This window comes from Ralstonia sp. 25C, assembly GCF_051904805.1.
GTDB lineage: Bacteria > Pseudomonadota > Gammaproteobacteria > Burkholderiales > Burkholderiaceae > Ralstonia.
On the sequence record NZ_CP196738.1, the window covers coordinates 1110566 to 1124957 of the forward strand.

A 14392-nucleotide genomic window follows, 5' to 3' on the forward strand; every position below is an offset into this window, starting at 1 on the left:
GGTCAGGGATCGTCAAGCCGCCATGCCGGCCAGCGCAGTCAACGCGGCGGTGTTGGCGCTGGGCTCCGTGCCGTGCAGGCGGGCTTCGGTACGGGCATGGGATTCGATGGCTTTCAGGTAGGCCTTTTCGAGCTGGCCCGCCACGCCCAGCCACGTGTAGAGCATGCGGGCGCGCACCAGCCCCGCCTGGCCGAACTCGCGGCACAGCTCGGGTTGCTGGATCAGTTGCAGCAGGCGCGCGGCCAGCGCCTGGGGGTCTTTGGGCGGCACCAGAAAGCCGGTGCGCCCATCGCGCACGGTGGAGCGGATGCCGCCCACATCCGCGCCGATCACCGCGCGCCCGCAGGCCATCGCTTCCACCGGGGTGATGCCGAACGGCTCGTACCAGGGCGTGCTGACGAACACATCGCAGGCGCTGTACCAGGCGCGCAAATCGGCCCGGCCGCGCTTGCCGACAAAGATGGTTTGCGCCGCCACGCCGGCGTTGGCTGCCACGGCTTGCAGCCGTGCGAGTTCGGGTGTGGCCGCCGGGTCGGGTGCGACGGTGTTGCCGCCTACGACGTACAGGCGCACACGCTGGCGCGCATCGGGCGGCAGCTTGCCGATGGCCTCGATGACGTTGTCCACACCTTTGCGCGCGACCATGCGGCCGAGTTGGAGCACGACAACCGCATCCGCCGGCACGCCCAGGCAGCGCCGCGCCTCGGCGCGGTCGATGGGGGCGAATTCCGCCGCATCAAAGCCGCACGGCACCACGTCGATCTGCTCGGCGCGGGCGTGGTACAGCGTTTCCAGGTCGGCCTGGTCTTGCGGGCATTCGGCGATGAGGCGGTCGGCGCGCTGTACCAGTGTGTCTTCAATGGCGAAGCGCGCATCGGGAAAACCATCCGCACTGCCCTGGTGCAATCGGCGCACACGGCCGAGCGCATGAAACGTCATCACCAGCGGCAGGTGCAACCGCGTTGCCGCTGTCAGCGACGCCAGGCCCGACATGAAGAAGTTGGCATGGATGACGTCGTAGCCATTACCGGCCGCGTGGGCTTGCGCGCAGTGGTTCAGCAAGCTGCGGCCAAAGGCATGCATGTGCGGCAGCAACGCCTCCTTGGGCAAGACGGCAGCCGGCCCGGCCGGCACGTGGACGACGCGGCATCCGTCATCAAACGCTTGAACTTCGGGCTGTGTGGGGCGCTCCCGGCGTGTGAACACATCGACCCGATGGCCCAGCCGCGCAAGCTGCCGTGCGACATGGCGCACGTAGACGTTCTGTCCGCCGCAGTCCACGCCGCCCAGGTCGGCGAGTGGCGACGCATGTTCACTGACCATGGCGATGCGCATGTTGTCCTCCTCTTGTTGTGGGGCCGATGGCGATATGGACCGCCCCAAGCCGCGTGCGAGCGTCCTCAGCAGTCGGCGTGCCACCGCACACAACCTTGTGTTGCGGGGCATTGCGGAAGGCGTTGGGAGGCACGGGCAGAAGCGGCTCTCGCTTGTCCGGACAAGCGTTTGCGGCAAGATGTATGGGCGGCGCGCGAGCGGGTGCGGTGTGCGCCCATGGCTGCCGTGCCGCCGCGGAGCGCCGGTGTGGCAAGGGCCGTTGCGCCGGCGGCTCGCGTAATTCTTACGTGGGGAATCAGGAGAAACGCAGCGGCGACGGCATCACGCCTATCGTCCGCTGCGAGCTACTGCTAGGGATCGGCCGGCATCAGCCGAGCCGCAGCGTGCCCGCTGTGGCGGCGGCTGCTTGTTTGGCGATGGCGCGCAGGCATGCCGCCACCACGTGGGCGAAGGCTTCGTCATAGAACGGCAGCGCGCCGCTCACCCCCACCACGATGCCGTCGAGCACGGCGCTGCCCCACAGGTTGGTGTCGCCGGCGCGCAGTACGTGGGGGCGCAGCGCCTGCAGCGCGTGCGTGCTCATGCCGTGCTGCCAGGCCAAGCGGGCCTTGGCGCGGGCGTATGCGGCGTAGTCCGCATCCCAGCGCGCGCGGTCGCCCACCGAGTGTTCGTAGAGCACGGCGTCGTCGAAGGCGCTATCGCTCGGCGAGCGTGCGGGGTCCATCACCACGATGTGCAGGAAGCCGCTGTCGCCCACCTCTTGCGGGCGCGTCATGGCCTGGGTGATGAGCGGTAACGCCATTTCCACGGCACGGCGTGCGGTGTCGGCACTGGCAAAGTGAGAGGTGGTGCGCTGCGTGTCGGCGGTGCTAGCAGTGACAGGGGAAGACGGATCGAAATCGGCCAGCATGCTCATGGAGATTCCTGGGCAGAGTGAGGGGATTCGGGGGCGTGCGATACATGCGCGGGTGCCCGCCGGGCATGGTGTGCATGGAGGACGCTCAGGATGGCGGTGACGAGTTCGCCGCGCTCTGTCGGCTTGGCCAGGTGCAACTGGAACCCGGCCAGCAGCGCACGCGTGCGGTCTTCGGGCCGCGCGTAGCCGGACAGCGCAATCGCGGGCAGGCGTGCGTCGAGGGGCGTATCGCGCTGCGTTTCAAGCTCGCGCACCTCGCGCAGCAGGGTGTAGCCGTCTTCGTCGTCGCCGAGCGCAATGTCGGAGAGGAGCACATCGGGCCACGACTTGCTGGGCGCTGCACGCAAGGCGGCCAAGGCGGGCTTGGCCGCACCGTATGCAGTGACGGTGGCGCCGTAGTCTTCCAGCAGCAATTGCAGGATGTCGCGCGCGTCTTCCTGGTCATCGACGATGAGCACATGCACGCCGGACAGCGCATCGGTGGAAGGCAGCGGCGTGCGCGCCGGCTCGGGTGCATGCGAAGGCGTGGCGGCGTCGGCAGTGCTGGACGCGGAGGAAGCAGGGGAAGCCGTGGGCGCGGTCAGTGGCGCAGGCAACGGGGCTACGGCGCGGATGGGGAAATCCATCACGTAGGTGGTGCCGCCGCCATGCGCCAGGGGCACGACGGCAAAGCGCCCGCCGTGCTGCTCCACCACGGAGCGGACCCACAGAGGGTCGAGCGTGGGCGTCGGGCTGGGCGCCGCGTCGCGCTCGTCCGCAGCCGTGGTGTCGAACGGCCTGGGCTCCTGGCGCAACGCGGTCACGGGTTCCACCGGGTCCAGCATGTCGAACGGCACGGGCGCGGGCGCCGCTGAGGCCGGGCCAACGGTGGAGAGCACGGTGTCCGCTTCAGCCTCGTCCACCGCGCGCGAGGCGGTTGGGATGGCGGCATCGCCCAGGGCGGGGGTGGCGATCGTGTCCGTCACACGCAGTTGCGCCATGCCTTCCACACGCTCCAGCACGATCTCGATGCGGCTGCCGGGGTGGCTGCCCAGCACGGCGTGGCTGAGCACATCGCCCACGATGCCTTGCAGGCGGCTCGGGTCTCCAGTGATGCTGGGCGTTTCTGACCGGATGACCGAGTACACGGTAATGCGCCGCGACTCGATGGCCTCGCGCAGGCCGTCGAGCACACTCACCACCAGCGCGACCAGGTTGATCGGCTGCTGCGCGAGCCGGTGCTGTGCCTGTTCCAGATCGGACTGTTGACGCTGCAGTGTCCAGAGCTGCGCATACACGCCGTCGGCGGCCAGCAGATCGATGTGACGGCCGCGCTCGACAATGCGGCCCTTCTCCAGCACGACGATTTCGTGTGCATCCACCACGGTAGAGAGCCGATGCGCAATCACCAGCGTGGTGCGGTGCGCAGAAAGACGATCCAGTTCGCGCTGGATGGCGCGCTCCGAGCGCGTATCCAGCGCGGATGTAGCCTCGTCAAAGATCAGGATCGATGGGTTCTTGAGCAGCGCCCGCGCAATGGCAATGCGCTGCTTCTCGCCGCCGGAAAGCTTGAGCCCGCGCTCGCCCACCATGGTCTGGTAGCCCTCGGGCAGCGCAGCAATGAAGTCGTGCACATAGGCCGCGCGCGCGGCATCCATCACCTCGGCCATCGTCGCGCCTTCGCGCCCGTAGGCGATGTTGTAGGCAATGGTGTCGTTGAAGAGGATGGTGTCTTGCGGGACGATGCCGATGGCGCGGCGCACGCTGTCTTGCGTGACCACGCGCAGGTCCTGACCGTCGATGGACACGCGCCCCGCCCATGGGTCGTAGAAGCGCAGCAGCAGCCGCGCCAGGGTCGACTTGCCGGAGCCGCTGCCGCCCACCACCGCCACCGTGTGCCCGGCCGGAATGTGCAGCGACAGGTCATGCAGGATGGGGCGCGTGGTCTCGTAGCCGAATTCCACATGGTCGAACTGCACCTCGCCCTGGGTCACGCGCAGCGGCGCGCCGTTGGCCAGGTCCATCACGTCGGGCTGCTGTTCGAGCAGGTGGAAGAGGCGCTCGGCATTGATGGCCGCGTCCTTGGCCTCGCGGAACATGAAGCCCAGTGCGTTGAGCGGCAGGCACACCTGGATGATGTACGCGTTGATCAGCACCAGGTCGCCCACGGTGAGCACGCCGCGCGTCACGTCCTGGCCGGCCAGCAGCATGACGGTGGCCACGCCGCCCGCGATCACCCCGCTTTGCGACACGTGCAGCAACGACAACGCGCGCTGGTTGGCCACGGCGGTGTCGATGCGCTTGCGCAGGATGTCGCGATAGCGGCGGGCCTCAAAGCGCTCGCTGGTGTACACCTTCACGGCTTCGTGATTCAGCATGCTGTCGAGCAGGCGGCTGCCGGCCATGGAGTCGAACTCGTTCATCTGCCGCTGCAGGCGCACGCGCCGGCGCGTGAGCAGCACGGTGGCGGTGCAATAGGCGGCAAACGTCAGCGCGATGGTGACGAGGTACCACCCGCTGTAGCGGCTCATCATGATGACGAGCACGGAGCCGATCTCCACCATGGTCGGCAGGATGGTGAAGAGCGCCACGCCAAGCAGGAACTCGATGCCGGTGGTGCCGCGCTCCACATCGCGGATCAGCCCGCCGGTCTGCCGGCTGGCATGAAAGCGCGGCCCGAGCTGGTGCAGGTGTTCGAACGCCTGCGCCATGAAAGCGGCCACCGTCGGCTGCGACACGCGCGAGAACACCATGTCGCGCAGCTCGCCGAACAGCGTGCCGCCAAAGCGCAGCACCGCATAGGCCAGCAGCAGGAAGGCGGGAAATACGCGCACCCTGGCCGCATCGCCAAAGCCATCGACGATCCACTTCAGCACGATCGGTACGCCCACCGCGCACAGCTTGGCCAGCACCAGCAGCGCGACGGCGGCCAATACGCGGCGGCGGTAGCGCCAGATCGCCCGCCACAGCGCCCCAAAGATGCGCTGCTGCAGGCTGGTGGCGCCCGGTTGCGGAGGAGGCGATGCGTTCGTCACTAGGCGAGGTTCCTGGCAGTCTTTCAACGCGGTGTGCGACGCAAGCCACGTTCCACGCCCCACCGCCGCAACTGGTTCCCCGAACCGCCGGGTGGCCCCGGAATCGCGCGATAATGTGCAACTTTCCCGCCGTTTTTCCTTTCTCTGTTTTCCGCTGCCCCGCCATGACCGGACTCACCACCGCCCTCCTGCACGCCGATCGCGAAGCCGGCGTCGAGCACTACGCCGTCCACAAGCCGCTGCACACGTCCACCACGTACGGCTATGCCAACACGCAAGAGCTGATCGAAGTGTTCCAGGGCAAGCCTGGCTACACCTACGCGCGCCAGGGCAACCCGACCACGGCCGCACTGGAAGCCAAGATCACGATGATGGAAGACGGCTTGGCCACGGCTTGTTTCGCCACCGGCATGGCGGCCATCGTGTCGGTGTTCTCGACGCTGCTGCGCGCGGGCGACCATGTGGTGTCCAGCGCCTTCCTGTTCGGCAACACCAACAGCGTGTTCGAAACGCTGCGCAACATGGGCGTGGAAGTGACCTTTGTGGATGCGACTTCCGCACAGGCCGTGGCCGACGCGGTGCAGCCGAATACGCGCCTCGTCTTTGTGGAAACCATTGCCAACCCGCGCACGCAGGTGGCGGACTTGAAGGGCATCGGCAGCATCTGCAAGGCACGCGGCCTGCTCTACGTGATCGACAGCACGATGACCTCACCGTGGCTGTTCCGCGGGCGCGATGCACAGGCGAGCCTGGTGGTGCATTCGCTGTCGAAATACATCGGTGGGCACGGCAACGCGCTGGGCGGCGCGGTGGTGGATACGGGGCTGTTCGACTGGGCGGCGTATCCGAACATCTTCCCCGCGTATCGCAAGGCCAAGCCAGAAATGCAGGGCATCCAGCAGATCCGCAAGAAGGGCCTGCGCGACCAGGGTGCGACCTTGATTGCCGATGCCGCGCACCGCATTGCCGTGGGCGCCGAGACGATGGCCTTGCGCGTGGATCGCACGTGCAGCAACGCATTGGCACTCGCGCGCGCGCTAGCCGCGCACCCGAAAGTCGCGCGCGTGTATTACCCCGGCTTGCCCGAGCACCCCGAGCACGCCCGTGCGACCGAGCTGTTCCGCCACTACGGCGGCCTGCTGAGCTTTGAGCTGGTGGACGGCGCCGACTATGTCAACATGCTCAACCACCTGCGCTACGCCGTGCGCGCCACCCATCTGGGCGACACGCGCACGCTGGTGATTCCTGTCGCCCCGACGATCTACTGGGAAATGGGCGCTGAGCGTCGCGCATCGATGGGCATTGCGGACTCGCTGGTGCGTGTGTCGGTGGGGATTGAAGATGAAGCCGATCTGCTAGCAGATTTTTCGCAGGCGCTCGACTCAACAATCCTCAATTAAATAAGCTTTAACTCAGATTCGGCGCCCTGCATTTAAAACTATCAGGGGCATTTAAAGAATCAAATTCCCCGCGGGCAGCGGGGTCACTAAGGTAGCGACTCGATTCACCTTAGGAGACCCCGTGATGTCCCCCTCCCAGTCCCCCTCGCTTTCCCGGTCCTTCCGGTTTTCCCTCATCGCGTTGGCCACGCTGACGGCCCTCCAAGCGGGCGCCGTCACGCTCACGCGCGACAACGGCGCGCCCGTCGGCGACAACCAGAACTCGCAAACGGCCGGCCCGAATGGCCCCGTGCTGCTGCAAGACGTGCAGCTCATCCAGAAACTGCAGCGCTTTGACCGTGAACGCATTCCTGAACGCGTGGTGCATGCGCGCGGCACCGGCGCCCACGGCGTGTTCGTCGCTAGCAAGGACATCTCCGACCTGACCCGCGCCAAGGTCTTCACCCCGGGTGAAGAGACGCCGGTGTTCGTGCGCTTCTCCAGCGTCATCCACGGCAACCACTCGCCGGAAACACTGCGCGACCCGCGCGGCTTCGGCACCAAGTTCTACACGCGCGAAGGCAATTGGGACTTGGTCGGCAACAACCTGCCGGTGTTCTTCATCCGCGATGCGATCAAGTTTCCGGACATGGTGCACTCGCTCAAGCCGTCGCCCGACACCAATGTGCAGGACCCGAACCGCTTCTTTGATTTCTTCTCGCACCAGCCCGAGGCCACGCACATGCTCACGCGTGTGTACAGCGACTACGGCACGCCCACCAGCTACCGCGAGATGGACGGCAACAGCGTGCATGCCTACAAGTTCGTCAATGCGAAAGGCGAGATCCACTACGTGAAGTTCCACTGGAAGAGCCTGCAGGGCCAGAGGGTGCTGACCGCCAGCCAGGCCGAGGCCATGCAGGGCAAGGACTTCAACCACATGACGAAGGACCTGATCACGGCCATCGACAAGGGCGACTATCCGAAGTGGGACTTGTACATCCAGGTGCTCACGCCCGAGCAGCTCGCCAAGTTCGACTTCGACCCGCTGGACGCCACCAAGATCTGGCCCAACGTCCCGGAGACGAAGATCGGCACCATGACGCTGAACAAGAACCCGACCAACGTCTTTCTGGAGACCGAGCAGGCCGCGCTGGCGCCGTCCAACCTGGTGCCGGGCATTGAGCCGTCGGAAGACCGCCTGCTGCAGGGGCGCATCTTTTCGTATGCCGATACGCAGCTCTATCGCGTGGGCACCAATGGCTTGCAACTGCCCATCAACCGACCGCGCACGGCCACCGTCAACTACAACCAGGATGGCGAACTGAACGCCGGCGCCAAGAAGGGCGACGTGAACTACCAGCCCAGCCAGCACGCCGACGTGGCCGATGCCGCAGCCAACCAGTACAGCCGCCTGCCGCTGTCGGGCACCACGCAACAGCAGCGCATTGCCCGCACGCAGAACTTCAAACAGGCGGGGGACTTTTATCGGTCGCTGTCGGCGCAGGAGCAAGCCAACCTGGTGAGCAACCTGGCGGGCGACTTGGGGCAGGTGAAGGATGACGGCGTGAAGTACACGATGCTGTCGTACTTCCAAAAGGCCGATGCCAACTACGGCCGCGCGATTGCGTTGGCGGTGAAGGCCGACCCGGCGCGGGTGGAGGCGCTGGCGGGCAAGCTGCAGGACTGATCGATAGGATCACTGCTTCGTGCCCGCCGCGCCACAAGCGCGGCGAGCGCGGAGCTTAGTGAAAGAACAGGCTTCGCATGCCGAAGGTGTGGTTTGCCTCCGCCGCCATCAACACCATCAGCACCAGCAAGGCCAGGGGCGGCATCAGAATGGCGTACACCAGCGCCAGCCGCTCCCACATCATGTGCATGAACACGGACACGATCAGCCCAGCCTTGGCGATCATGAATACGATGATCAGCGTCCAGCGCATCAGCCCCTGCACGTGGAAATAATCGACCAGATACGACATCGTGCTCAGCACGAACAGCAGGCCCCAGATCTTCAAGTAGATGCCGATGGGGTGTGTTTGCCCATGAGCGCCGGGTGTGCCGGACGCGGGCGATAGGTCGGTGTGGTCCATGGCATGCCTCACCACAAATAGAACAGCGCAAAGATGAACACCCAGACGAGATCAACAAAGTGCCAGTACAGGCCCGCGATCTCCACGATCTGGAAGTTGCCGTGCTCGGCGAAGCCCGGCTGCAGGATCTTACGTGCGATCACCAGCAGGTAGATCACGCCGCACGTCACGTGAAAGCCGTGGAAGCCCGTGATCATGAAGAAGCACGCACCAAACTGCGCGGCGCCCAGCGGGTTGCCCCACGGCCGGATGCCTTCGTGCACGATCAGCTTGGTCCATTCAAACGCCTGCATCGACACGAATGCCGCACCCAGGATGGCGGTGGCCAGCATGAGCAGCGCTGCCCGCTTGGCATCGCGCCGGTAGCCGAAGTTCACCGCCATGGCCATCGTGCCGCTGCTGCTGATGAGTACGAAGGTCATGATGGCGATCAGCAAGAGCGGCACTTCCACACCGCCCACCGACAGGCCGAACACCTTGGACGGGTCGGGCCACGGCACCGTGGTCGACATGCGCACCGACATGTAACCAACCAGGAAACTGCTGAAGACGAAGGTGTCCGACAGCAGGAAGATCCACATCATGGCCTTGCCCCACGGCACCTTGAAGGCTTCGCGGTCAGCCGACCAGTCGTTGACCATCCCGCGCCAGCCCTCCGGTAGGGACTCTGCGGAATCGGTCGGGAGCGTGGGATTGCTCATGGCGTGGCTCCATACAATGGCCCGCAGATGGCGGCGACGAACGCGGGCGTGATCCACCACATCGCAGCCAGCAACACGAGCCACACAGCGAGCAGGAAGTGCCAGTACGTCGCACACAGGGCAACGGCTTGGCGGGCACGCTCGACATGGCTGCGCAGGCGCGTGGCGGTCACCGCCAACACGATGACGCCGCCGATCACGTGCGCGGCATGCAGGCCAGTGAAGACATAGAGAAAGCTGTTGGACGGGTTGACCGTCGCGCCTTCTCCGTTGGCGGAGAGTTGCTGCCACACCGTCCACTGGCCGAACACGAACAGCACGGCCAGCGTGCCACCTGCCAGTAGCCAGAGCGCGCGGCGTGCGTCGGTGCGCCGCGCGATCTCCATCGCCACGCCGGCCAGCGCGAGCGCGCCGGTGTTCCACCACAGCAGCATGGGGTGCGGTACCGGCATCCAGTCAGGTTCGCGCATGCGCATTGCATATGCAAGGATCAGCAGCGAAAACAGCGCCGTCACCACGGCCATGAAGACGCGTAGGCCAATGCGGCCGGCGTTTGGCAGAACGGGCGATGCATCAGGAACGAAGTGGCGGGGCAAAGTCGTCATGCGCGCACCTCGCTAGCGTGCAGGATGTCAGCCTCGGTTTCCGGAGCACCGGTGGGCGGCTCGTTTTGCGGCACGAAGTCGTCCGCACGACCGGGCGGGCTGTACTCATAAGCCCAGCGATACACCACCGGCAGCGTCGGCCCCCAGTTGCCGTGCACGGGCGGCGTCTGCGGGGTCTGCCATTCGAGCGTCGTTGCGCGCCACGGGTTGCCGCCAGCCTGCTTGCCGCGCACGAGGCTCCATGCCAGGTTGAAGAGGAACAGCAGCTGCGCCACCCCCACGACGATGGCGATGACCGTGATGAACGTGTTCAGCGTCTGCGCAGAAGGCGGGATGAAGCTGTAGCCCTCATACGCGTAGTACCGGCGCGGCATGCCCAGCACGCCCAGGTAGTGCATCGGAAAGTAGATCAGGTACGTGCCGATGAAGGTGATCCAGAAATGCGCGCGGCCCAGCGTGTCGTTCAGCATGCGGCCCGTCACCTTCGGGTACCAGTGGTAGAGCCCGCCGAACACCACCAGGATCGGCGACACGCCCATCACCATGTGGAAGTGCGCGACGACGAAGTACGTGTTGGAGAGCGGAATGTCCACGCTCACATTGCCGAGGAAGAGCCCCGTCAACCCGCCGATGACGAACGTGCTGATGAAGCCGATGGCAAACAGCATCGGCACGGTCAGGTGGATATGGCCACGCCACAGCGTGAGCACCCAGTTATAGACCTTGAGCGCCGTCGGGATGGCGATGATCAGCGTGGTGGTGGCGAAGAAGAAGCCGAAGTATGGGTTCATGCCCGCCACGAACATGTGGTGCGCCCATACGACGAAACTCAGCGCGCCGATGATGACGATGGCCCACACCATCATCCGATAGCCGAAGATGTTCTTGCGCGCGTGTGTGCTGATGAGGTCTGACACGATGCCGAACGCGGGCAGCGCAACGATGTACACCTCCGGGTGGCCGAAGAACCAGAACAGGTGCTGGAACAGCAGCGGGCTGCCGCCGGCATGCTTGAGCGTCTGCCCCATCGACACTACCGCCGGGATGAAGAAGCTCGTGCCCAGCGTCTTGTCGAGCAGCATCATGATGGCCGACACGAACAGCGCCGGAAACGCCAGCAGCGCCAGCACCGTCGCCGTGAAGATGCCCCACACCGTGAGTGGCATGCGCATGAGCGTCATGCCGCGCGTGCGGGCCTGCAGCGTGGTCGTCACGTAGTTGAGCCCGCCCATCGTGGCCGCAACGATGAAGATCGCCAGGGACACCAGCATCAGCACAATGCCCCAGTCGGTGCCCGGCGTGCCCGGCAGAATCGCCTGCGGTGGATACAGCGTCCACCCTGCGCCGGTCGGCCCGCCCGGCACAAAGAAGCTCGCCACCAGCACCAGCACGGCCACCAGGTAGACCCAGTAGCTGAGCATGTTCAGAAACGGAAACACCATGTCGCGCGCGCCCAGCATCAGCGGGATCAGGTAATTGCCGAAGCCGCCCAGGAACAGCGCCGTGAGCAGGTAGATCACCATGATCATCCCGTGCATGGTGACGAACTGGTAGTAGTGGTTGGCGTCGATAAAGGCGAACTTGCCCGGAAAGCCCAGCTGCAGCCGCATCAGGTTCGACAGCACGAGCCCCACCAGCCCGATGGCGATGGCCGTGAGCGAGTACTGCACCGCGATGACCTTGTGGTCCTGGCTCCAGACGTAGCGGGTCCAGAAGCTCTGAGGACCATGTTCGTGATCGTTCTGACCGTAGGACATCGTTCCTCCTGGCTACGGTTTCGCAGTGGTTGCCGCAACATCACCGCCTTGCGCTTTGATGTACGCCACCAGCGCCGAGAGCTCCTGCTCGCTCAGGTCAAAGCTCGGCATGATCGGCGCGAAGCCCTTGACCACGCGCGCCTTCGGGTCGCGGATGAAAGCACGTAGGTAGGCCTCGTCAACGTGCGCAGTGCTGCCGTCGGCCATGGTTTCGGTCTTGCCGTAGAGGCCCTTCCACGTGGGGCCGACGCCGGGGTTGCCGTCCACGCTATGGCAGGCCACGCAGCCTTTGGCTTGCGCCAGCGTCTTGCCTTGATCCGACAGGGCTTGTGCGCTTCCTCCCGCGGCGACAGGCGTTGCCTGGACCTTCGCCTTCTGGCGCTGCTCGAAGGTGCTCTGCTGGGCGAGCCAACGCGCGAACGATGCCTCGTCTTCCACCACCACCACGCCGCGCATGTTCGAATGCCCGACGCCGCAAAGCTGCGCGCACAGGATGTCGTATCGCCCCACCTTGGTGGGCGTGAACCAGAATGTGGTGATCATGCCCGGCACCATGTTCATGCGGGCGCGGAACGGCGGCACATAAAAGTCGTGCAGCACATCGCGCGAGCGCGCCAGCACCTGGATGGGCCGGTTGAGCGGCAGGTGCAGCTCCGGCGTTTCGATCAGGTAGTTGTCGCGTCCGTTCGGATCGGCGGGGTTCATGCCGAACGGGTTGTCGTTGCTCATGTAGCGCACGTCGGTCGTGCCCAGCTTGCCGCCGGGGCCCGCAAAGCGGAAGCGCCATTGCCACTGCTGGCCGAGCACTTCCATCTGCAGCGCGCCCGCCGGCGGGCGCACGTAATCGGCATAGACGAACAGGCCAGGTGCCAGCAGCGCGGCCACGCCAACGGTGGTGATGCCAATCAGCCACCATTCCAGGCGCTTGTTGTGGGGCTCGTAGGCAGCGCGCTGGCCGGGCGTGCCATCGCGATGGCGATAGCGCAACAGCGCGGCAACGACGAAGAGATTGATGGCGACAAACAGCACGCCGGTGATGACGATGGTGATCGTCAGCGTGTCGTCCATGCGCACCCAGTTGGACGCGATTGGCGTGATCCACCATGGGCTGACAAAGTGAAACCCTACCGCCAGCACGACGATCAGGACGAGCGCAATCGCAAGAGCCATGGCGCCTCCGCAGAGGATGCTTCCTCAACACGCTAAAGCTAGGCTAGGTCGCGCACTCGCATCGTGCAAGGCAACGTAAGGAGGAGGCACACCCCGTATGCGGATCGCGGCGATGCACCGTCTGCATGCTGCGCTGCAATGCGAAAACGGCCGCCTCCGACATGGGGTGCCGGAGGCAGCCATTCTGTGACTGTGGCAGCGGCGCCGATCAGGTTGCGGCGCCGCACGAAAAAACCGGCGCGTCAGTGCATCGGCTCTGTGCGCCGCTCCAACATGCCGTAGACGATGGCCGCAACCACGCCAAACAGCAGGTTGGCCAGTAGCGGCCCGGAGCCGCGCTCCGAAGCAAACCACGGGAACACCGCCGTCATGCCGTAGAAGTTGACCACGTACGCCACGATCCCGAAGGCCGCCCCGATGGCGGCGAGCATGCCGACGCTCGAGTCAAAGTGGAATGGCGCGATGATCGCGCCCAGGATCATCCCCATGAGCGAGCCCACCACAAAGTGCAGCACCAGTGCCGTGCCCACGATGCTGAAGCTGAACAGCGACATCTGCTCAAGCGCCCCCTGGCCCATCACCATAGCCGCGATCTTGTGCGTCGGGCGCCACGGGCTTTCATTGAGCACCATGGTCAACCAGAAGAACTCCAGCACGATGACCAGCGCGCCACCCACCAGGCCGGCGACGCTGGCCGCCAGCCAGTCGGGCATGCGGCGCTCCCAGTGGTGCGATTGCATATGCAGTTCCATACGAACCTCCTGCGGTGTATCAACGCCAGCACTTATGGATCGCACGCGCCACTTTGCGCGCAAGTGCATGCCGTATGAAATTCAGAATGGCAGATACGGGTGCCAACGCAAGGTGCAAAAACCCTGCGCATCGCACAGCACCACGGCGTTCTGCTCGAAGGTCTGCATGAGCGTATCGGCAATGGCCGCATCGTCGATGAACAGCAGCAGGCTGGGCTCGGGCGCCCACGCATCGGCCGTGCCGGCCGGGGCATCGTCGGGTGGGCCACCCTCGCCGGGCAGCCACGGTACGCCGCGCGCGATGGCCCAGGCGAGGAGTTCCGCCTGGCGCGCGGCGTTGTCTTCAGCCGACACGGATTGCGAAAACGGCTGATACGCCGTCACGAATGCCGCCCACGGTGCATCGGCCTGCGCCAGTAGCGCCGCCACGCACGGGTTGATGGCATCCAGGTGCAGGAGCACGTCACCTTCGGGCGTGTCCACGCGATACCGCGCGTTGCGGTAAGCGGCAATCAGGTCAGGGGTGAGGGTGGGCGGAACGGCGGGCGGATGACGGAGCATTGTTGCGTCGCAGGGTCGCAGCCATCTGATTTGGCGCAACGCAAAGGGGCAATGGATGTCACAGAATAGTTGCATGCGGCCCCGTTTGCCGCAGCAGTCTTTCGACAAC

Annotated in this window: 12 protein-coding genes; 2 read left to right on the forward strand and 10 right to left on the reverse strand. The window is 65.4% G+C overall.

What is annotated here, in order from left to right; translation table 11 throughout:
* Positions 1-12: 12 nt before the first annotated feature.
* From ACS7SF_RS23440 to ACS7SF_RS23450, 3 genes are all read right to left on the reverse strand, one after another.
* Entirely contained in the window at positions 13-1335 is a 1323-nt protein-coding gene (locus ACS7SF_RS23440) for a glycosyltransferase (RefSeq protein ID WP_439892884.1), read from the reverse strand.
* 367 nt (positions 1336-1702) lie between these two features.
* Positions 1703-2251, reverse strand: coding sequence for a hypothetical protein (locus ACS7SF_RS23445; RefSeq protein WP_439892885.1), 549 nt, complete (start codon positions 2249-2251; stop codon positions 1703-1705).
* A complete protein-coding gene (locus ACS7SF_RS23450; RefSeq protein ID WP_439892886.1) occupies positions 2248-5265 on the reverse strand; it encodes an ATP-binding cassette domain-containing protein in 3018 nt (1005 codons plus the stop codon). The genes ACS7SF_RS23445 and ACS7SF_RS23450 overlap by 4 nt, the downstream gene beginning before the upstream one ends.
* A gap of 113 nt (positions 5266-5378) precedes the next feature.
* Between ACS7SF_RS23450 and ACS7SF_RS23455 the strand changes: the two genes are divergently transcribed.
* Positions 5379-6665 (forward strand): cystathionine gamma-synthase family protein, encoded by a 1287-nt coding sequence (locus tag ACS7SF_RS23455; protein WP_439892887.1) that lies wholly within the window; start codon positions 5379-5381, stop codon positions 6663-6665.
* Positions 6666-6789: 124 nt separating this feature from the next.
* Positions 6790-8334 (forward strand): catalase, encoded by a 1545-nt coding sequence (locus ACS7SF_RS23460; RefSeq protein ID WP_439892888.1) that lies wholly within the window; start codon positions 6790-6792, stop codon positions 8332-8334.
* A 55-nt stretch (positions 8335-8389) separates the two neighbouring features.
* Here ACS7SF_RS23460 and ACS7SF_RS23465 read toward each other — a convergent pair whose 3' ends face one another.
* The 7 genes from ACS7SF_RS23465 to ACS7SF_RS23495 all read right to left on the reverse strand — a co-directional run bounded on the left by ACS7SF_RS23465 (position 8390) and on the right by ACS7SF_RS23495 (position 14283).
* The gene (locus tag ACS7SF_RS23465; protein WP_439892889.1) at positions 8390-8737 is read right to left on the reverse strand and encodes a cytochrome C oxidase subunit IV family protein; all 348 of its coding nucleotides are present in this window, start codon (positions 8735-8737) and stop codon (positions 8390-8392) included.
* Between the two features lie 8 nt (positions 8738-8745).
* Complete coding sequence (locus ACS7SF_RS23470) at positions 8746-9438, reverse strand: heme-copper oxidase subunit III family protein (RefSeq protein ID WP_439892890.1); 693 nt, start codon at positions 9436-9438, stop codon at positions 8746-8748.
* The gene (locus ACS7SF_RS23475; RefSeq protein ID WP_439892891.1) at positions 9435-10043 is read right to left on the reverse strand and encodes a cytochrome c oxidase subunit 3; all 609 of its coding nucleotides are present in this window, start codon (positions 10041-10043) and stop codon (positions 9435-9437) included. The genes ACS7SF_RS23470 and ACS7SF_RS23475 overlap by 4 nt, the downstream gene beginning before the upstream one ends.
* Positions 10040-11800, reverse strand: coding sequence for a cytochrome c oxidase subunit I (ctaD, locus tag ACS7SF_RS23480; RefSeq protein ID WP_439892892.1), 1761 nt, complete (start codon positions 11798-11800; stop codon positions 10040-10042). Before ctaD ends, ACS7SF_RS23475 begins: the two co-directional genes overlap by 4 nt.
* Before the next feature lie 12 nt (positions 11801-11812).
* Complete coding sequence (locus ACS7SF_RS23485) at positions 11813-12970, reverse strand: c-type cytochrome (protein WP_439892893.1); 1158 nt, start codon at positions 12968-12970, stop codon at positions 11813-11815.
* A 242-nt stretch (positions 12971-13212) separates the two neighbouring features.
* Positions 13213-13722, reverse strand: a complete 510-nt coding sequence (locus ACS7SF_RS23490) for a hypothetical protein (protein ID WP_439892894.1) — start codon at positions 13720-13722, stop codon at positions 13213-13215.
* 81 nt (positions 13723-13803) lie between these two features.
* Complete coding sequence (locus tag ACS7SF_RS23495; RefSeq protein WP_439892895.1) at positions 13804-14283, reverse strand: DUF3293 domain-containing protein; 480 nt, start codon at positions 14281-14283, stop codon at positions 13804-13806.
* Positions 14284-14392 lie beyond the last annotated feature (109 nt).